Annotated in this window: 15 protein-coding genes; 8 read left to right on the forward strand and 7 right to left on the reverse strand. The window is 65.5% G+C overall.

Features of this window, described 5'->3' with window-relative positions; all coding sequences use genetic code 11:
• The first annotated feature begins 45 nt into the window (after positions 1-45).
• The 3 genes from mmsB (at position 46) to AC1DSD_RS00585 (ending at position 3,524) form a co-directional block, all read left to right on the forward strand.
• Complete coding sequence (gene mmsB / locus AC1DSD_RS00575; RefSeq protein ID WP_478027675.1) at positions 46-933, forward strand: 3-hydroxyisobutyrate dehydrogenase; 888 nt, start codon at positions 46-48, stop codon at positions 931-933.
• Positions 930-1,397: a GreA/GreB family elongation factor gene (locus tag AC1DSD_RS00580; protein WP_478027676.1), complete on the forward strand. Its 468-nt coding sequence runs from the start codon at positions 930-932 to the stop codon at positions 1,395-1,397. Before mmsB ends, AC1DSD_RS00580 begins: the two co-directional genes overlap by 4 nt.
• Positions 1,398-1,574: 177 nt before the next feature.
• The gene (locus AC1DSD_RS00585; protein WP_478027677.1) at positions 1,575-3,524 is read left to right on the forward strand and encodes a M1 family metallopeptidase; all 1,950 of its coding nucleotides are present in this window, start codon (positions 1,575-1,577) and stop codon (positions 3,522-3,524) included.
• Between the two features lie 40 nt (positions 3,525-3,564).
• On the opposite strand, the gene AC1DSD_RS00590 is transcribed toward AC1DSD_RS00585, so the two are convergent.
• Positions 3,565-5,523: an AAA family ATPase gene (locus tag AC1DSD_RS00590; protein WP_478027678.1), complete on the reverse strand. Its 1,959-nt coding sequence runs from the start codon at positions 5,521-5,523 to the stop codon at positions 3,565-3,567.
• Between the two features lie 319 nt (positions 5,524-5,842).
• Between AC1DSD_RS00590 and AC1DSD_RS00595 the strand changes: the two genes are divergently transcribed.
• Both AC1DSD_RS00595 and AC1DSD_RS00600 read left to right on the forward strand, forming a co-directional pair.
• Positions 5,843-7,435 carry an MFS transporter gene (locus tag AC1DSD_RS00595; protein ID WP_478027679.1) on the forward strand — a complete coding sequence of 531 codons (1,593 nt, stop codon included), beginning with the start codon at positions 5,843-5,845 and terminating at the stop codon, positions 7,433-7,435.
• A gap of 78 nt (positions 7,436-7,513) precedes the next feature.
• Positions 7,514-8,542, forward strand: a complete 1,029-nt coding sequence (locus AC1DSD_RS00600; protein ID WP_478027680.1) for an alanine racemase — start codon at positions 7,514-7,516, stop codon at positions 8,540-8,542.
• A gap of 102 nt (positions 8,543-8,644) precedes the next feature.
• Here the strand turns inward: AC1DSD_RS00600 and AC1DSD_RS00605 are convergent, their stop codons facing one another.
• The 3 genes from AC1DSD_RS00605 to AC1DSD_RS00615 form a co-directional block, all read right to left on the reverse strand.
• Entirely contained in the window at positions 8,645-11,869 is a 3,225-nt protein-coding gene (locus AC1DSD_RS00605; protein WP_478027681.1) for a TonB-dependent receptor domain-containing protein, read from the reverse strand.
• 192 nt (positions 11,870-12,061) lie between these two features.
• The gene (locus AC1DSD_RS00610) at positions 12,062-13,234 is read right to left on the reverse strand and encodes an acetyl-CoA C-acetyltransferase (protein ID WP_478027682.1); all 1,173 of its coding nucleotides are present in this window, start codon (positions 13,232-13,234) and stop codon (positions 12,062-12,064) included.
• 40 nt (positions 13,235-13,274) lie between these two features.
• The gene (locus AC1DSD_RS00615; RefSeq protein ID WP_478027683.1) at positions 13,275-14,306 is read right to left on the reverse strand and encodes an alpha/beta hydrolase; all 1,032 of its coding nucleotides are present in this window, start codon (positions 14,304-14,306) and stop codon (positions 13,275-13,277) included.
• Between the two features lie 40 nt (positions 14,307-14,346).
• On the opposite strand from AC1DSD_RS00615, the gene phaR reads away from it, so the two are divergent.
• Both phaR and AC1DSD_RS00625 read left to right on the forward strand, forming a co-directional pair.
• Positions 14,347-14,901, forward strand: coding sequence for a polyhydroxyalkanoate synthesis repressor PhaR (gene phaR, locus AC1DSD_RS00620; RefSeq protein ID WP_478027684.1), 555 nt, complete (start codon positions 14,347-14,349; stop codon positions 14,899-14,901).
• Between the two features lie 3 nt (positions 14,902-14,904).
• Positions 14,905-15,102 carry a hypothetical protein gene (locus AC1DSD_RS00625; RefSeq protein ID WP_478027685.1) on the forward strand — a complete coding sequence of 66 codons (198 nt, stop codon included), beginning with the start codon at positions 14,905-14,907 and terminating at the stop codon, positions 15,100-15,102.
• Here AC1DSD_RS00625 and AC1DSD_RS00630 read toward each other — a convergent pair.
• From AC1DSD_RS00630 to AC1DSD_RS00640, 3 genes are all read right to left on the reverse strand, one after another.
• Positions 15,071-16,564 carry a hypothetical protein gene (locus AC1DSD_RS00630; RefSeq protein ID WP_478027686.1) on the reverse strand — a complete coding sequence of 498 codons (1,494 nt, stop codon included), beginning with the start codon at positions 16,562-16,564 and terminating at the stop codon, positions 15,071-15,073. The two genes, AC1DSD_RS00625 and AC1DSD_RS00630, sit on opposite strands and share 32 nt — an antisense overlap.
• 11 nt (positions 16,565-16,575) lie before the next feature.
• On the reverse strand, positions 16,576-17,772 hold the full coding sequence (locus AC1DSD_RS00635; RefSeq protein WP_478027687.1) for an aspartyl protease family protein: 1,197 nt from the start codon (positions 17,770-17,772) through the stop codon (positions 16,576-16,578).
• A 94-nt stretch (positions 17,773-17,866) separates the two neighbouring features.
• A complete protein-coding gene (locus AC1DSD_RS00640; RefSeq protein ID WP_478027688.1) occupies positions 17,867-19,387 on the reverse strand; it encodes a CpaF family protein in 1,521 nt (506 codons plus the stop codon).
• Positions 19,388-19,498: 111 nt separating this feature from the next.
• Between AC1DSD_RS00640 and AC1DSD_RS00645 the strand changes: the two genes are divergently transcribed.
• Positions 19,499-19,951 carry a DUF6265 family protein gene (locus AC1DSD_RS00645; protein ID WP_478027689.1) on the forward strand — a complete coding sequence of 151 codons (453 nt, stop codon included), beginning with the start codon at positions 19,499-19,501 and terminating at the stop codon, positions 19,949-19,951.
• Positions 19,952-20,112 lie beyond the last annotated feature (161 nt).

Consider the following 20,112-nt stretch of genomic DNA (forward strand, 5'->3'; position numbering starts at 1 on the left):
AAAMATAGCGGCCCCGGCCTTCGCCGGGGCGACGGAGAGAAGAACATGGCACGCGTCGCATTCATCGGGCTGGGCAATATGGGCGGCGGGATGGCCGCGAATCTGGCGAAGAAGGGGCACGACGTCCGCGCCTTCGATCTGTCGGCCGAGGCGCTCGACAAGGCCAAGGCTGCCGGCTGCCTGCCTGCCGCGAACGCAGCCGAAGCGGTCGACGGTGCCGAGGCGGTGGTGACGATGCTGCCCGCGGGCAAGCATGTCGAAAGCGTCTATGACGAGTCGATCCTGGGCAAGGCGCCGCTCAGCGCGATCCTGATGGATTGCTCGACGATCGACGTCGCGACCGCCAAGCGCGTCGGCGAGGCGGCGCAGGCCAAGGGCTATGCCGCGGTCGACGCGCCGGTGTCGGGCGGGATCGCGGCGGCCAATGCGGGCACCCTGACCTTCATGGTCGGCGGCTCGGCAGAGGCGTTCGATCGCGCCCAGCCGTTTCTCGCCGACATGGGCAAGGCGGTGATCCATGCCGGCGCGTCGGGTGCCGGACAGGCGGCCAAGATCTGCAACAACATGGTGCTCGGTGCCGAGATGATCGCGACCTGCGAGGCGTTCGTGCTGGCCGACAAGCTCGGCCTCGATCCGCAGAAATTCTTCGACATCGCCAGCGTGAGTTCGGGCCAGAGCTGGTCGCTGACGAGCTATGCGCCCTGGCCCGGTGTCGGCCCGGAAACGCCGGCTGACCGCGACTATCAGGGCGGCTTCGCGACCGCGCTGATGCTCAAGGACTTGCGGCTGGCGATGGAAGCAGCGGCGTCGGTCGATGCCGATACGCCGATGGGGGCTAAAGCGGCGGAGCTCTATCAAGCGTTCAACGATGCCGGGAATGGCGGGCTCGATTTCTCGGCGATCATCCGCTTGCTCGGCAAGGACCGGCAATGAGCGTCGCGTTCCGCCGCGAGAGCGACGAGGAGCATAAGGAACCGCGGTTCGAGCTGCCGATTCCGGCCGGGCCGAATCTGGTCACCGAAGGCGGACCGGCGCTGATCGACGGACGTATCGCCGCGCTCGAAGCCGAGCAGGCGGAAGCGGATGAAGCACGGCGCGAGGAGATCGCGCGGGACTTGCGCTACTGGCACACGCGTCGTGTCACCGCGATCGTCGCGCCGGTGCCGCACGCGGATGAGATCGCCTTCGGGTCGCGGGTACGGATCGCGATCGATGGCGGTGAGCGGGTGATCCGGATCGTTGGCGATGACGAGGCCGATCCGGCGGCAGGGCTGATCGCGTTTTCGGCGCCGCTGGCGCGGGCGTTGATCGGGGCAGAGGAGGGGGAGGCGGTGTCTCTGCCGGGCCGGCCTGATGCGGTTGAGGTGATCGAAATCTTGCAGGCGGCGGACTCCTAGAAACAGACCCTCACCCTTCCCACCGCCTGCGGCGGCGGGCCCCTTCCCTCTCCCGCATGCGGGAGAGGGAGGGAGCGCCGAAGGCGCGGAAGGGTGAGGGCATGTGTCACCGGCTGGACATCCGCCCGCCATTGTGGCGGAAGGGCGCACCCCTCCCAGGTCCAGGATTCTCCCTCCATGTTCAGCCGGCTCGCCCGCCTCATCGGTTCCGCCCTGATCGTCGCCGCGACCACCGCGGCGAGCGGACCGAGCTACCAACCGCGCAAGACCTTCGCGCCGTTCGACATGGAGCAAGCGGTCAATCGCTATCGTGGCGGTGACGGCCTGCCCGGCCCCGATTACTGGCAGAACCGCGCCGATTACGTGATCCGCGCGACGCTCGACCCCGCCGCGCACACGATCAAGGGTGAGGTCGCGATCACTTATACCAATGCCAGCCCGAGCGCGCTCGACGTGCTGTGGCTGCAACTCGAGCAGAATATCTACCGTCCCGGATCGCGCGGCAGCCTGGCGCAGGGCGGCGCGCCGCGCGGCAATACCGAGGGGATGATTCTCGACCAGGTGACGGTGACGCTCGGCAAGGCCGCGGTGGCGGTCGACCCGGTGATCAGCGACACCCGCGCGCAGCTTCGACTGCCGGCTCCACTCGCATCCGGCGGCAAGGCGGTGATCCACATCCGCTATCATTACGAAGTGCCCAATGACGATTTCGGCGGGCGCACCGGCTGGCTGACCGCGAAGAATGGCGCGCCGATCTATTCGGTCGCGCAATGGTATCCGCGCATGGCGGTGTTCGACGACCTGCGCGGCTGGGACCCGGCGCCCTATCTCGCGCAGGAATTCTACCTCGAATACGGCAATTTCGACTATTTCATCACCGTCCCGCCGGACATGATCGTCGCCGGATCGGGCGAGCTGGTGAACCCGCAGGAAGTGCTCACGCCGCAGCAACAGGCGCGGCTGGCGACAGCGCGGCGCAGCGACCGCACGGTGATGATCCGCGAACCCGAGCGGATCGGCGACTCGGCCACGCGTCCCAAGGCGGGTCCGCTGACCTGGCATTTCCACATGGACAATAGCCGCGACGTTGCGTTCAGCGCCTCGTCGGCCTTCGCCTGGGACGCGGCGCGGATCAACCTGCCGGGCGGCAAGAGCTCGCTCGCCATGTCCTTCTATCCGGCGGAATCGGCCGGCCCCGACCGATGGGCGCGCTCGACCGAATATATGAAGGACGCGGTCGAGCGCTATTCGGCCAAATGGTACCCCTATCCCTGGCCCGCCGCGATCAACATCGCCGGTCCCGCATCGGGGATGGAATATCCCGGCATCGTGTTCGACGGTGTCGAGGACAAGGGCAAGGAGCTGTTCTGGATCAGCGCGCACGAGATCGGGCACAGCTGGTTCCCGATGATCGTCGGCTTCGACGAGCGCCGCAACGCCTGGATGGACGAAGGCTTCAACACGTTCATCGACACCTATGAATCGGACGAGTTCAACCGTGGCGAATATGCCCCCAAGCGCGATAGCGAATATGCGCCGGGCGGCGGCAATCCGGTCGACGAAATCCTTCCGATTTTGGCCGATCCCGACGCCCCGCCGATCCTGTCGCGCGCCGACACGATCCCCGGCAAGTACCGCCACCCGGTGACCTATTTCAAATCGGCACTCGGGCTGGTGCTGTTGCGTGAACAGATTCTCGGCCCGCAGCGGTTCGATGCTGCGTTCCGCCGCTTCATCGCCGCTTGGGCATTCAAGCATCCGAAACCGGCCGACTTCTTTCGCGCGATGGAAAGCGAAAGCGGCGAGGATTTGTCCTGGTGGTGGCGCGGCTGGTACGCGAACAATTGGCAGATGGATTTGGCGGTCGACACTATCTCGACAGCCAAAGACGGCACGCCATTGGTCCGCGTCGTGTCGCGTGACAAGCTGGTCATGCCGGTGACGTTGCGCATGACTTATGCAGACGGGCGGACGAGCGACGTCGCGTTGCCAGCAGAGACGTGGATTCGCCAGGCAGCAACCGACGTCGCGGTGCCGCGCGGCACGGTCGTGAGGGCCGAGCTCGACCCGGACCATAAGCTGCCCGATCGCGACCGGTCGAACAACGTCGCGACGCGCAAGCCGTGAACCAATAGCGCGGTGTTCCTGCTTTTGCAGGRACACGGTTTTAGAACCCAATCCGTCCACCACCTTCCGGCCGCGACGCCACTTCCTTCGCGATCAGCCCGACCAGCGCCTCGGGCTCGGGTCGGGCCTCGGCGAAGCGCAGGCCGCGCGCCACGACCGCGAGGTCGCCCGGCGTCGCGCCGTGCAGCTGGGCCAGCGAGCGCGGCGCGGAAACACCGAATGTCCGCTCGAATGCCTGCGCCGCGCGCGCCGGTGACAACGCGCGCAATTCGAGCTTGAACACGAACCGCCGCATCGCCGCCGGGTCGAGCTTTGCCGCGTGGTTGGTCGCCGCGACGAACGGCAGGGGGTGCCGCTCGAACCAGGTCAGCAATTCGTTGACCTGGCTGACTTCCCAACTCGCCTGTGCATTGCCGCGATCGGCGAGGATCGAGTCGATCTCGTCGAATAGCAACACCGCCTCGTCCTCTCGCGCTTCGGCGAACGCATCGGCGATGTTCGCCTCGGTCCCGCCGACCCATTTGGACAACAAGTCCGACGCGCGCTTGACGATCAGCGGCCGGTCGAGCCGCTCGGCCAAGTGATGCGCCAGCGCGGTCTTGCCGGTGCCCGGCGGCCCGGTCAGCAGCAATGAGAAGTCGCGCGGCGCCTCGGTGCGGGTGACGCGATCGAGCAACGCGGCGACGTCGATATCCGCTTCGACCAAGGCGGGGTCGAACCGCGCCGTGCCTTCGACCGGGCGCAACGGCCCGGACAGCGCTGTGACCAAAGATTCGGCCGTCGCCACCGCATCGCCGCCCCCCAGTTTGGCCGATCGGATCGCGACGCGCGCGATGCTCGCTGCCTCTGGCGCGCGCGACACCAAAGCGTCGAACGCCGGCGGCACCGCCACGCCCTCCTCCGCCGCGATCCGCGCCAGCACCTGCCGCGCCGCGCGTGCCGACGGCTGCTTCATATGCAGCACGAAGCTCATCCGTCGCAGGATCGCGGGGTCGACATTGCCGATCGCGTTGCTGGTCCAAATCACCGGCAGCTGGTTGGTTTCCAGCATCCGATTGACGAACACTTTGGACCCCTGCCGTCCGCGCATGAAGTCGCCGTTGCTCGGCGAGGCATCGCCAATCAAATCCTCGAACTCGTCGAACAGCAGCACGGTATTGCCGCGCGCGGCGAATGCCCGCTGGCCGAGATTGAGCGAGCCGATCCGGTCGAACCGGCTCGGTTCCTCGCCATCGAAATCGTGCTCGCCAACCGCGAACAACGCCGCGTCTGCCGCTTCGACGAGGCTGCGCGCGAACTCGGTCTTGCCGGTGCCGGGCGGCCCGTGGATCAGGATGTTGACTCCGGGCGTCCGCGTCGCCGCCGCGCCGCGCAGCAAGCCAACGAGCAGATCGCTGCACGCGCGCGCCTGAGGGAAGGCGTCGAGCGGCAGCGTCCCGCGCTGGCGTGCGCCGACCATCGCGGCGACGATCTCCTCGCCGTCAGTGATGCCGCGGTCGAGCAGCCGGTCGAATCGCCAGGTCGTCTCGATCCGCGGCGCCTCGAGATGTTCGCGGCTGAATTCGAACAAGCCCAGTCGCATCACCAGGCTGGCGCGCGCCGCGGACGCGGTGGTGGCACCGGCGAGGGTGCCAAGCGCCATCGCCATGTCGACCTGCGCGCGCGCCATCGCTCGCGCCAGCGCATTGGCGCGCGGGCGCCGCTCGAACATCAGCGCCAGTGTCAGCAACCGCCGGTCAAACGCGTCCAGCGCGAGCAGATCGCCAAGCGCCGTAGCAAGATCGACCAGCGAGTCTGTCTCGTCAGGTGCTGCGATCGCCCGTGCGGCGGCGTTTTCCAGCCATGCGAGATCGGTCGCCACACCCTCCACGGGTGCGCCGGCCAGCCAGGTCGCATTGGTTTCGGCCCATTCGGTCAGCGCGCGGGCGACCGTGACGGACCCTCTGTAAGTATCGATCAGGTGGCGCAACAGCGTCGCCACCAGGCGCAACTCGCCCATGACATCTCCTTCGTGCCGCACGCGCGCAAAGGTGCACGCCTGCGGCAACTCGTTCAGTGGTTGTGGAGATCGGCGCGCCCGATGCCCGCGGGCCGGCGCGCAAGGGCTTGCGCTAGGGCTGGCGCGGGACGCGGACGGAGCGGAGCCCCGTTATGATCTTGCGTCCAAACATGCGTTGTCCTCACATATCGGGCGGACTCGCCACCCGAGGCCGGGCCCGTTACGCCCGCGCACCGATAACGTCAAGCATCGCGGCCAAGCATCATGCTTGCCGCCGCCACATGACACGCTAAACCGGCGGCAAACAGGGGATTGATCGATGGCGACGGTAATGGCGGAAGAGTTGCGGCCGGATCCCAGCCCATCCGATATCCGGCTGGTCATCGCCGCCTCGTCGCTCGGCACCGCATTCGAGTGGTACGATTTCTTCATCTACGGCACGCTCGCCAAGATCATCGGCGCGGCGTTCTTCCCGGCGGGGAACGAGATGGTCCAGACGCTGCTCGCCTGGGCGGGGTTCGCGGTCGGCTTCGGTTTCCGTCCGCTGGGCGCGGTGCTGTTCGGCTATCTCGGCGACAAATTGGGCCGAAAATATACGTTCCTCGTCACTATCACATTGATGGGCATCGCCACCGCCGGCGTCGGGCTGGTCCCGCCGGCCGCGCAGATCGGCCTATGGGCGCCCGGTATCATCATCCTGCTGCGCGTCGCGCAGGGCCTGGCGCTGGGCGGCGAATATGGCGGGGCGGCGATCTATGTCGCGGAGCATTCTCCGCCCGGTAAATCGGGTTTCTACACCAGCTTCATCCAGGCCTGCGTCGCCGGTGGTTTCATCCTCAGCCTGGCGGTCGTGCTGCTGACCAAGCTCGCGGTGAGCGAGGCGGACTGGGCGGCCTGGGCATGGCGGTTCCCGTTCCTGTTCTCGCTGGTGTTGCTCGCGGTGTCGCTGTGGATGCGGCTCAAGCTCAGCGAAAGCCCGGTGTTCCGGGCGATCAAGGAAGCGGGGGAGACGGTCAAGAATCCGATCGTTTCCAGCTTCACTTATCCCGGCAATCTTAAGCGGCTGTTCGTCGCCTTGTTCGGCGTCGCCGCTGGGCTGACGGTGATCTGGTACACCGCGTTGTTCTCGACTTTGTCTTTCCTGACGACGACGATGCGGGTCGAGGAAACCACCGCACAGCTGATCGTCGGCGTCGCCGGCGGCGCGGGATTGTTCTGGTTCATCTATTTCGGCCGGATGTCCGATCGCGTCGGGCGCAAGGCGCCGATCGTGATCGGCTATGCGGTGACCCTGGCCCTGCTCTTCCCGATCTTCTGGGTGATCGGCAGCGCCGCCAATCCGGATCTCGCGCATGCCGCGAAGCGCGCGCCCGTCATCGTGTCGGGGCCGCATTGCAGCTATGATCCGTTCGCCGCGAAGCAGGTCGACGAATGCGGCCAGCTGCTCGACTATTTCTCCAAAAAGGGGATCGCCTATACCAAGGACACCACCCCCGCGATCGCGGTGATCATCGGGGGAGACGCGGTGTCCGACACCAGCCCGGCCGGGCTCGATGCGGCGCTCGCCGCCAATGGGTACAAGCTCGACAAGGTGCGGCCGACGGCGATTGGGATCGCAGTGATCATCTTCGCCATGCTGGTGATGGGGGCATTGGCCGGCGCCACGTATGGGCCGGTAGCGGCCTTGCTCGCCGAGATGTTTCCGGCGCGCATCCGCTACAGTTCGATGTCGATCCCCTATCATATCGGCACCGGCTATTTCGGCGGCTTCCTGCCGTTCATCAGCCAATATATCGTCGCCAAGACCGGCGATCCCTATGCCGGGCTGTGGTATACTTGGGCTGTGGTGCTGATGGCGCTGCTGGTGTCGCTCTGGGGCCTCAAATGGAAAGGCGATAAGCTGGCCGAGTAACGGCGGCTCCTGTGAGTTCGGTCTTGCGGGCGGCACTCAGGGTAGCGTCACCGCCGCCCTGCCGCTAGGCAGCGGCGCATGGTCGCAGCTCCCCTTCGTTTGCGTCGCGATGCCGACGCCCTGGTCGCCAATTGGCGCGCGCTTGCGCGGCTGAGTGGGTCCGCTGCGTGCGGCGCGGCGATCAAAGCCGATGGTTATGGGCTCGGCGCCGGCTGGGTTGCGGAGAGGCTGGCAGCGGTCGGATGTCGCGACTTCTTTGTCGCCACCTGGGCCGAGGCCGCTGCGCTGGCGACGCTGGGGTTGCCCAGCCTGTCGGTCTTCCACGGCGTGCGCGACGAGGACATGGAACTGGCGCTGTCGGGCATCGCGACGCCCGTTCTCAACACCGTGAAGCAGGCGGCACGTTGGCGCGAAGCCGGTGGCGGCATGTGCCATGTCATGCTGGACACCGGGATGAACCGGCTGGGGCTCGGCGAGGACGACCTCGCCGCCGGCGCGGTCGAGGGACTCGAGATCGACACGCTGATGAGCCATCTCGCCTCGGCCGACGAGGACGGGCCGCAGAGCGGCGACCAGCGCGGCCGGTTCATCGCGATGGCCGATGGGATCACGGCACAGCGCCTGAGCCTCGCCAATTCGGCGGGGATCGCGCTCGGCGCCAATTATACCTTTGACCTCACCCGTCCGGGCCTGGCGCTGTACGGCGGCGTTCCGCGGCCGGAGCTTGGCGGTGCCATCATTCAGGTCGCCCGGCCAGAGGCGCAGGTGCTCCAGCGACGCACCGTGCGGGCGGGCGAAGCGGTCGGCTACAACGCGACGTGGGAGGCGCCTGCGGATACCGAGGTCGCGATCCTCAACTACGGCTATGCCGACGGCTATTTCAGGGGCTTTTCGGGGCGCGGTTCTGCGCTGATCGGTTCTGAGGTGCTGCCGCTACTCGGCCGTGTGTCGATGGACCTGATCGCGATAGATGTGACAGGGCATGATGTCGGCGAGGGCGACTGGCTGACGATCGACTTCGACCTGCCGCGCGCCGCGGCGCTGTCGGGCATGTCGCAATATGAACTGCTGACGGGGCTGGGGCGCCGGTTCGATCGGATGGGTTGACCGGTCGCGTTCGAACTGTCGCTGCCCGCGGCGGGTTCGCAATCCCCAAAAAAGAAGGGCCGCCTCTTGCGAGACGGCCCCTTTTTATTTGTCTTTGCCTGCTTAGCGGAACTTGAGTTTGAAGCCGGCGTAGAAGAAGCGACCCACGTTGTCGTAGATCGAGCTGCCCGCACCAGTGCCGGTCAGCAAGAACGGCGGCTTGGTATCGAACAAGTTGTCGACGCCAGCGTAGAACTCATACTTCTTGCTGATCGTCGCGCCCAGCCGGACGTTGTGATACCACGTTGCCGGGTACCAGACCTCAGAGGTGAGATCTGCGTTCTGCGGAGGGCTGCCGTTGAACGAATGCTGTGCCTCGTAGGTGCCGATCGTCATCTTGCCGATATACCGTGCCTGGTAGCGCAGGCTAAACCCACCCTGGGTCTCGTAAGCGACAGACGCCTGCGCCTCGAACTGCGGATCGCCCAGTTCGCTCAACTGACGGTCTGGCTTGTTCGGGTTGACCGGATCGAGATAGTTGGTCTTCTCGAACACGTAGGTTCCGATACCGCGAAGCGACAAACGACCGCCCAGAACGGTGCGGGTATATGACAAGTCAGCGTCCAAACCGCGAGTCTGTTGCCGCGCGAAGTTAACCGGACCCGACGAGCCGACATAGGGCGTCGCGAATTCGTGGGTGGTTGAGTTACGCGGATTGAGCAGCGCGCAATATTGGTTGTTCAGCGATGACGCGTCGTAGCATTGGTTGAGGATTGTCTGCAGGCTCAACGACGCGATCAGGCTCTTCACGTTGATATTATAATAGTCGAACGTCAGCACGAGGCCGGGCGCGAAGCGTGGGGTGATCACCGCGCCGTAGGTCCAGCTGTTCGACGTCTCGGCCGTCAGCTGCGAGTTACCGCCGTCCAGATAGCTGAGCGTCTGGGTACGCGCCGGGGTGTTGACGAACCCGACCGGGACGCCAGCAGCCGCACAATTGGCCTTGCGGTTGGTGCTGCCGCCAGTGCCGTTATTGATGTTGGCGATGTCACAGGGATCGCCGACCGAGGCGAAGTTCTGTGACAATGGTGAAAACAGATCGCTCTGGGTCGGCGCACGTACCGACTTCGAATAACCTGCGCGGAACCGGATATCCCTGACCGGTGCCCAGATTCCCGACACGTTGTAGGTCCATACCGTGCCGGTTGCCGTGTTATAGTCCGATACGCGGCCGGCGCCGGCGATCGTCAGCTCCTGCGCAAACGGCAGGTCCTTGAGGATCGGGATGTTGATTTCCGCAAACGCCTCCTTGACGTCCAAGGCCGGCGGCAGGAACGGCTGGATCGCGTTGAGGAAGGTGCCGCCCGACTGGGTCAGAGCGTCGTAGACCGAACGCGCGGTTTCCCGACGGTACTCAGCGCCGAGGTTGAACGCGACGGGCCCGCCCGGCAACGAGAAGAGCTGCGAAAGGTCGCCGGTGAGGTTCGCCGTGATGTCGAGCTCGGTAGCGCGCTCGACGCGGGTTGCGGTCGTGTTGATGAACTTCAATGCGGCGGCCGACGGTGCTCCGCTGCCGAACAGGTTGATCGGTACGCAGTCCGGACGAACGTTGCCGCCCGCACCCGCGTTGATCCCGCAGATGACCTTTTGTCCGTTCGCGCCGGTAGCGAAGTTGCTGCCGCTAAAGCCGGCCGGCGCAACCACGGCGTCTTCCGCAAGCAGGAACCCGTCAAGGTTGCCGTTGAGATCGAACAACTTAAGGTTGTTCAACGACGTCATGTGCGTGTCGAGTTGCCCATAATTGACCGCCACTTCGTAGCGCCAATCTTCATTGAACGTACCCTCGACGCCGCCGACGATACGGAAGGTGTCGCGACGATGCAGTTCGCCGCGGCCGCCGAAGTCGACATTGAAGCGGCTGAGCGTCAGCAAGCCGGTCGCCGGGTTGGCGCAACGGCCGATCGACTGCAGCGTTTGCAGCGCTTGATTGCTCAGGAACGGATTGTTGCAGCGAAGTTCCTTGATTGCCGCGAACTGGTCGTCGGTGGTCGCGAAGAACCCGGCCAGCGAGCCCTGGAAGAAGCTCGGCTGACCTTCCTGATTGGCGTTGATGCGGACGAACTTGGCTTCGACGAACGGCTTGAACGCCGGCGAGACATCGAAATGCGCCAACAGACTGACCGATATGCGCTCGAGCTCTGGGTCGAGCTGACCGGTGTTGTTCAGCGTCGAGCCAAGGCCGCCCACGGTATTTGAGCTGATGCCGTTGGTGATGTCGCGGAAGTCGATCGTCGGCTGACTGAGCGCCAGCGAACCGTCCGGCATGAACATGTAGCGCTCGGCGTTGTTTGCCGACGCGCCGGTCACTCGGCTGGCGCGGCACCTGCCGGCCAGGATGCTACCAGCTGCCGGGCCGCCGGCCGCGGTGCTCGGACAGATCGCGGTCAACTCGCCGCCATCCGAGATCGTGCCGTTGCGAACGCCCCTGTAGAAATGCTGGTCGATGATGCCGTTCGAACCGCTGGTACCATCGAGCGTGGTGTCGGAATCGGTGTTGAACTGGTTGCGGCCGCTGAATGCGCCGGTCAGATAGTCGCGATCGGTCAGGTAAAGCGCATTGTTCTTCGAATATTCGGCGGCGACGGCGATGTTGCCCCGGCCACCGGCGAAATTCGTACCGGCAGCGATCGACCCGAAGTAGCCGCCACGGTCGCCCCGCGACGAAATGCCGCCCTGGCCCGAGATTTTGATGCCGGTGAAATTACGCTTCATGACGAAGTTGACGACGCCGGCGACTGCGTCCGAACCGTAGACCGCCGAGCTGCCGCCGGTGACGATGTCGACACGCTCTAGCAAATCATCCGGAATGGTATTGGTGTCGACCAGATAGTCACCTGGCGACGCCGTGACATGACGGCGGCCGTTAACCAACACCAGGGTGCGGGCGGTGCCCAAGCCGCGAAGGTCGAGCAGGTTGAGGCCCGAGGTTCCGATGAAGCGGGTCGAGTTGGCTTGGCTAAACGTCGAACGCAGCGCCGGCAGGTTGTTGAGTGCATCACCGACGTTGAGCTGGCCGTTGGAAAGCAGATCTTCGGCGGTGACCGTCGTTATCGGAACGGGCGACGACAGGGTCGGGCGAGCAATGCGCGAGCCCGTGATGATAATCTCGTCCTTGTTCGGCTTGCCGTCGTCGGTCGCGGTGGTGGTCTGCGGGTCGGTCTGCGGCGCCGCTTCGGGAGCGGTGGTAGCCGCAGGCGTGGATTTGTCAGCTTTGGCAAAGGCGACTGCCGGCATTGCGGACAGCACGCCAACGAGCGCGGTCGCGCCCAGAAAACGCTGGATGTTCATGTTAGGCCCCTTGCTGTCGAGGTCTATATGCCTCGGTACAGCGATAGAACCCTTGCGGCTTCATTCATGCAAGGTTCAGCACCTCGTTAGTGACAATGTTTCCAATGAGGCGTGGTAAATCTGCAACGCTACTTGGCGAAGCTTACGTCGCCGCTCCCCGTTACGTAATTTTAGAACTCAGCGAGTAGGCCGCTACCGCTCGACGCACATCGCAATCCCCATCCCGCCGCCGATGCACAGCGTCGCCAATCCCTTCTTCGCGTCGCGCTTGGCCATTTCGTACAGCAATGTGGTCAGCACGCGCGCGCCCGACGCGCCGATCGGATGGCCGATCGCGATCGCGCCGCCATTGACGTTGACCTTGTCGGGATCCCAACCAAGTTCCTTGCCGACCGACAGCGCCTGCGCGGCGAACGCCTCATTGGCCTCGATCAGGTCGAGATCGGCGATCGACCAGCCGGCCTTTTCCAGCGCGCGGCGCGTCGCCGGGACCGGGCCGATGCCCATGATCGAGGGGTCGACCCCGGCCGATGCCCAGCTCGCGATCCGCGCCAGCACGGGCGCGCCGCGCTTCGCCGCTTCGTCGGCCGACATCACCACCAACGCCGCCGCGCCGTCGTTCAGGCCCGAGGCATTGGCCGCGGTCACCGTACCGTCCTTCTTGAACGCGGGGCGCACACCCGACACGCTGTCGATCGTCACGCCGGCGCGGATATATTCGTCATCGGCGACGATCGTGTCGCCCTTGCGGCCCTTGATCGTGACGGGCACGATCTCGTCGCGGAAGCGACCCGACGAGCGCGCGGCGTCGGCCAGGTTCTGCGAGCGGACCGAGAATTCGTCCTGCATCTCGCGCGTGATCTGATATTGCTCGGCCAGGTTTTCGGCGGTGATCCCCATGTGATAGCCGTTGAACACGTCGGTCAGGCCGTCGCGGATCATCGTGTCGATCAGTTCGAGCGTCCCCATTTTCTGGCCGGCGCGGATAGTCTGGGCATGCGCGCTCAGCGACATCGATTCCTGCCCGCCGGCGACGACGATACGGGCATCGCCAGTCGCGACCGCCTGCGCCGCCAGCGCCACGGTGCGCAAGCCCGATCCGCACACCTGATTGACGCCCCAGGCGGGGATTTCCTTGGGCACGCCGGCTGCCATCGACGCCTGGCGCGCCGGGTTCTGGCCTTGGGCGGCGGTCAGCACCTGGCCCAGGATGACTTCGGACACGTCGTCGCCCGCGACCCCCGCCTGCGCCAATGCCGCCTCGATCGCGATGCGGCCAAGCTCATGCGCCGGGGTCCCGCTGAACGCCCCCATGAAGCTGCCGACCGGCGTACGCTTGGCGGCGGTGATGACGATGTCGGTCATGGGAGACTCCAGCAATGAACGTGTGGGATTTGCCCGCTATCTAGGCGCGCTTGAGCCAGTCCGCCAGCGGCTCCCACAATTGGACTTTGGCCCGGCCGCCGACGATCATGCCGACATGCCCCGAACCCAGGTCGCGGCGGTCGGCGAGGTCGACGGCGCTTTCCTTGGGAACGATGCGGTCGCTCAGCGAGACGAATTCGACCGCGGGGCAGGGCAAGGCGATCGGATCGACCGTGCGACCCGCGACGGCCCAGCCGCCTTTGCCGGTCAGGTCGCCGCCGACAAATTCCTCGAACAATTGCCGCCCGGCCGCATAAGGCAATGGTGCGCCCGCATTCGCCCAATCCTCCAGCGCGATGAACCCATTCCAGCCCGGGCTGCCTGGTTCCATCCGCCCGAACGCTTCATATTTGCTCACCGTGCGCGCCGGGTCGAGGCGCCAGAACCCGGTTTGCAGCACTTCCATCGGCACCAGGCCCATCCGTTCGCAGGCCGGCTTGGCGGATTGCCACAGCTCGCCGATCGCCGAGCGCCCGCCGCCGAAGCCGACAAAATGCCATGGCGTCGCGATCAAGGCGAGCCCGGCCACCCCGCCTGCCGCCGCGGCGCCGATCGCCAGCGTGCCCCCCAGGCAATAGCCGACCAGCAACGGCGGTTCGTCGAACCTTGCGATCAGCGGCAGCAGGATATGCTCGACATGCGCGGTCACGTCCATCGCGCGATCGGCCGGCGACGGCTCGCCCCAATCGAGCAGATACGGATGCAGTCCGTGTTCGCTGCACCAGCGCAACAGAGAATTTTGCGGCGCAAGATCGAGAATGAAGGGCGGATTGATCAGCGACGGCACGAAGATCACGTTGCGCCCGCTGCCGCCATAATCGCGCAATCTTGCCCGCCCGGCCCTGAAACGCGTTGGCGCAGGTCGTTTTTTCGACACTCGCGGCGCCTCCTGATACGCTTTCAGCCCGGCCAGGGCGGCGGCGCGGCGCTCGGGCGATGCTGCGGTCTCTTCGCGCAGCATCTCGAGGAACAACGGTAATGGACGCGGTCCATGTTGCGGTGCGTCATGCATTGATGGTACAGCCGCGACAAATCATTGGAGGGGCGTTCCCATGAAGAAGCAGGCGGCCACTGACGGCCCGGTGATCATCAAGAAATACGCCAATCGTCGACTCTATAATACCGAAAGCTCGTCCTACATCACGCTCGACCATCTCGCCGCGATGACGCGCGAGGGACGCGATTTCAAGGTCGTCGATGCCAAGACCGACGAGGACATCACGCATAACGTGCTGACCCAGATCATCATGGAAGAGGAAGCCCGCGGCCAGACCATGCTGCCGGTCAATTTCCTTCGCCAGCTGATCGCGATGTACGGCGATTCGATGCAGGCGTTCGTGCCGAGCTATCTCGAGGCGTCGATGGACAGTTTCCGCCGCAACCAGGAACAGTTCAAATCGGCGGTCGAGGGCGCGTTCGCCAACTCGCCCTTCGCCGAGATCGCCAAGCGCAATTTGGAGATGTTCGAAGCGGCGACTTCGGCGTTCAAGCCGCAGGCGGGCATGGGGGCTACTCCGACCAAGCCGGCAGAAGGCGACGACGACGTCTCCGCGCTCAAGGCCGAATTGGCGCGTCTGCAGGAAAAGATCGACAAGCTCGGCCACTAGGGATTGGGCTTTTCGCCGAAACAGATTGCGGAGGCGGTCGCGGCTGCGCTGGCACTGACCGCGCTGGCCGCGGGGGTTATCGATTGGCGTCATCGCAAGCGCGACAATCTCGACCGCGTATCGTTGCTCGACTGGCGCAATATCCAGGTGTTCGCGCTGATCAGCGCGATCATTGCCGCGGCGGTGGCGTTCCAATTGTAGCCGGTACATCGCGGGCGGGCAGGTCGCGGCGCAGATAGACCAAGGTGCGATAATCGGCGCGCGGCACGCTGTAGATCACGCGATAGCCGCCCAGTGCCGCTTTCAGTGCGACCAGGCTGCCCGGGTTCCAGATATCGAGCAGGCGGGTCGAGGTGACGATCACCGGCGGCCGCGCGGCGAGGATGCGCCGGACTTCGGCCGCCTCGTCGATCCCGGTCGCGCCCTGCTCGGTGGTATAGGCCAGCAGGTTCGGAAAGGCATAGCGTGTCGGCAGGCACGTGCCGGCGCGCTCGTAGGTGAAGGTGTCGCCGATAAAGACATAGGGGCAGCCGCCATGGCTATTGGCCTTGACCAATGCCGCCACGGCGTAGGCGCCTTCGCCATCGTTGCTCTTGATCCCGCGCTCGACGACGTTGAGCAGCAGTCCGAGCGCGAGCGTGGCGATGAGCAGTCGCGACGAGCGCCCCAGCGCGCGCGCCGCGACGACCGCGACCGGCGCGACCAGCGGCAAGGCGTAGTGATCGAAGAACGTGCCGATCAGCAGGAACCCGCCGCCGGCGGCCGCCAGCCAGCCGAACCCGATCAGCGCTTCCTCGCGTCGATCGGCGCGGGGCCGCCATGCCCAGGCGATCGCAGCCGACACGATCAACGGCGACAAGGTCGCGACGATGCCGAGCAGTCGCATCGCCAATTGGTCGGCCGGATAGCCCGCGCGCAGGAAGATCGAGGTGACGTTGGCGAACCAGAAGGCGTCGAACGCCTGCGGGCCGAGGTGCCAATAATATGCGCCGATCGCCAAGGTCGGTGCCAGTCCCGCCAACACCCATAACAGCGCGGCGGCCGCGAGCATTGCCCAGCCTGCGCCTGCGCGGCGCAGATACCAGAGATGGGCGCAGCCGATGAACGCGCCTTCGATCGCGGGCGTGTATTTGGTCTGGATCGCAAGCCCGCCGAGCAAGCAGGCGAATGTCCCCCAGGCGATAATCGCGCGAGCTGCGCCAGCCCGCGCGCGATTGGGCAAGTGGAGCGCGATCAGCGCTGCGCCGGCGACGAACAGATTGTAGAAGACCGGCGATTGCCCGCCGCGCCCACCCAGCAACGGCAGCCAGATCAGATACGCTGCCCCCGCCGCCAGCGCCCCGGTCCGGCTCGCCCCCGTCCGCAATGCCGCGCGCCAGACGATATAAGCGGTCGCGGCGGCGAACAGGCTCGCGACCAATTGATAGGCGATCACGCCGTCGCCGGGCAGCAGCCGCATCGCGGCATAGAGCAGGAACAACCCGACCGGCTTGCGGTCCCAGATGTCGAGATAGGGTATCGCGCCGTGCAAGATGCGGTCGCCGACCAGCAGATAATATTGCTCATCGACATGGATGACCGGGTTGCCGAAATCCCAGGCGCGCAAGGCAAGCGCGACGACCGCGAGCACCGCCGCCATCTGCCAGGCCCTGAGACGATCCAACCCGCCTGCGCTCAATAGAAGCGCTCCAGCCTCAGCTTGCGCTCGCCGCCGCCGCAAATGCCCAGACGTACGATTCGCCCCGGGTCGGCGACCGACCAGGTCGAGATCGGCTCGCTGGCGTAATTGGCGGTGATCGGCTGGCCATCGACGCTGCAGATCTGGTCGCCCGCTTGCCAGCCGGCGCTCGCCGCCGGGCTGCCGCGCATGACGTGGAGGACGCGCAGGCGATCGCTATAGAAGCCGAGCAGCAATCCACTGGTCGACCGCAGCGGCGGGCGGTCGACATCGGCGCCGGCCGCCATCACCATCCTGCCCGCGCCGGGATCGAGCAGCACGCGGTAACGCTGGAGATAGCCCAGACCGATCCGCCCCGCCGCGCCCATCTGCGCGGAAAAGCCGCGGCCCGGCTCAATGCGCGCCTCGGCATCGCGCACCATCGTCTCGCCGACGCGGACCGCGGGCAGCACCGTCAGCTCGGACGTGACCGGTCCGGCGATGCTGTACGAAATGGTGGTGGTCGTGGTCGGCTTGACGCCGCCGACCGATTTCCACGCCTCGTCCGACATGGTGATCGTCGCGCCGTCCCCGGTGTCGACGATCATCGGACGCAGCCTTGTGCCGTCGATCGACATCTCGCTGACATAGAATTGGTCGCGCAAGGCCATCGCCAGTGGCGCGGTCTGGCCAACAAAGGGCAGGCGGCCGCTCGGCAGCAAGCGGAAACGCTGTGCTGCGAAGTCGATATCGAGCGCGTAGCGGCGCAACAGGTCGCTGCCGATCACCGCGTCGATCGTCGTGCCGTTGCCGGTCGCGCCGCCGGGCAAGTCGAGCACGCCGAGCCGCCCGCCGCTGCGCGTCAGTCCGCCGATCGCCAAGATGCGCCCGTTGATCTGGCCCATCGCGACGGTGCCGCCGATGCCGACGCCTTCGCCGCCGCCAGAGACCTTCAATCCGGCGCGGGTGGCGAAACGGCGCGACACGACGGACAGGCTGAACCCGGTGTCGAGAATCGCGGCGACCGGACGGCCATCGACCGTCATCTGGAATTGAATCTGGTTGCCGGGGGTCAGTTCGAACGGCACCCATTGCGCCTCGGCATCGAGTGACAATACGACGCGTTCGGGCTGCGGCGCGGGCATAGCCGGCGGCATCGCCGCGCCGAGCGGCAAAGCGGCGAACATCAGCAAGGGCAGCATGCGGCGGCGCATGCCCCCCGCTTATACCTGTCGCGACCCCGCGGATACGGGGTAAAATGCCTATTAACCGCGTTGTTGACGGTTCATCGGTATCGTAGGCAGAAGCTCAGAGGCAGGCTTCGAGGAAGGCCTGGTCGAACCCGAACTGGCGCGCCTTTTCCAGCGTGTAGGGGCGCAACCCCATCGCGCGATATTCGCCGACGATCTTACCGTCGGCCGATTCGCTCTGATATTCGAACTTGAACAATTCCTGCGTCACGATGACCGGCCCTTCCATGCCGATCACCTCGGTGATGTTGGTCACGCGGCGGCTGCCGTCGCGCAAGCGCTTCACCTGGACGATCATGTCGACCGAATCGGCGATCTGGCGGCTGATCGCTTCCTTGGGAATCTTGATGTCGCCCATCAGCACCATGTTCTCCATACGGCCCAGGCATTCGCGCGGGCTGTTGGAGTGGAGCGTGCACATCGATCCGTCGTGACCGGTGTTCATCGCGGCGAGCAGGTCGAAACATTCCGACCCGCGGATTTCGCCGAGGATGATGCGATCCGGCCGCATACGCAGCGCGTTCTTGACGAGGTCGCGGATGGTGATTTCGCCCTGGCCCTCGAGATTGGCCGGGCGCGTTTCCAGCGGTAGCCAATGCGGCTGCTGCAGCCGGAGTTCGGCCGCGTCCTCGATCGTCAGCACGCGCTCGCCCGGGTCGATCATCTTCGACAGCGCGTTGAGCATCGTCGTCTTACCCGAGCCGGTACCGCCCGAGATGACGACGTTGAACCGGCACGCGCCCGCGATCTTGAGCGCGGTCGCCATCTTCTGCGACATCGAGCCGAAGCCCGCCATCATGTCGAGCGTGATCGGCTTGTTGGAGAATTTACGAATCGAGATCGCGGTGCCGCGCAAGCTGAGCGGCGGGACGATCACGTTGACGCGGCTGCCGTCCTTGAGGCGGGCGTCGGCCAGCGGCGTGGTCTGGTCGACACGGCGGCCGACCGAGTTGCAGATGCGCTGCGCGATCTGGAACAGATGCTCCTCGTCGCGGAACTGGATCGGCGCGATTTCCAGCCGACCCTTCTTTTCGATGAAGGTCTGGTTAGGACCGTTGACCATGATATCGCTGATATCGGGGTCGGCGATCAGTTCTTCCAACGGGCCAAGGCCGAGCAATTCGTCGACCAGCACCTTTTCGAGCGCGAATTGCTCGCGGCGGTTGAGCGTTAGCTTGAGCTCGGCGAGCACCTCGCCGATGATTGGGCGGAATTCCTCGGCCAGCTCGTCCTTGTTGAGCGTGGCGGCGGCTTCCGGATCGACGCGTTCGAGCAGGCGCGGCAGCACCTGTTCCTTGATCTTGTGGACCGATGCCTCGAACCCTTCCGCCTTCATCCCGGCGGCTTCGCCACTGGAATTCTGGCGTTCGGTCAGGCGCGCCATCGCGTCGCCGTTGCTGCCCGGCATATTGCCCGGCAGATCGGCGTCGATCTCGCTCGTATCGGGAAGCGGTGGGAACTGCTCGGCAGCATCGGCGGCGGGCTGGGCGCCGCCACCTTGCATCGGACGCGCCACGCCGAAGGCCGGCCTTGCAGCCTGCCCGGCACCCAATCCATTACGGCGTCCGAACGCGCTCATGCCCCTCGATCCTTCATGGTCAGGTCCGGTTCGTAGGGGCTAAGCTTTGACAATTTCCTAACCAAGGCGATGCCGGGCTAAGCTGGGCTTGGCGACAACGGGGAGGCGAGGATGCGTCGAACGATATTGCTCGGACTGGCATTGCTGGCGACGGGGGCCGGATCGGCGCCGGTGCCGGCGATGCCGGGCTGGCTCACCGGATGCTGGAGCGAGCAGAAAGGCCCCAACTGGACCGAGGAATGCTGGACGAGCCCGCGCGCCGGCAACATGCTGGGGAGCGGCCGCAATGGGCGCGGCGACGACCTCCGATCATGGGAAGCGATGCAGATCGAGCGTGGGCCGGACGGCAGGCTCGTCTTCTACGGCTCGCCCAAGGGCGCGCCGCGGGTCGCTTTTCCGGAACTATCGTCAGGGTCACGCGAGATCGTCTTCGCCAACCCGCGGCACGATTATCCGCAACGTATCCGCTATTGGCGCGAGGGGATGGACCTGGCGGCGGAAACCAGCCTGATGGACGGGACCAAGGCGTTTCGCTGGCGGTACAAGCGGCAACTCGGGAGTTGAGGCTTTTTCGTCATCCCAGCGAAAGCTAGGATCTCAAGCAGCTTTGGGACTGCAACAATAAGGCGCCAGCTTTCGCCGAGCCGTTAATTCTAACTTGGGAATGGAGCGCCGCGGCAAGGCCGCGTCGTCGGTCCTCGCTATGCGAGGCCGGCCGGGCTTGT

The sequence above is a fragment of the Sphingomonas sp. P4_D12 genome, assembly GCF_056401895.1.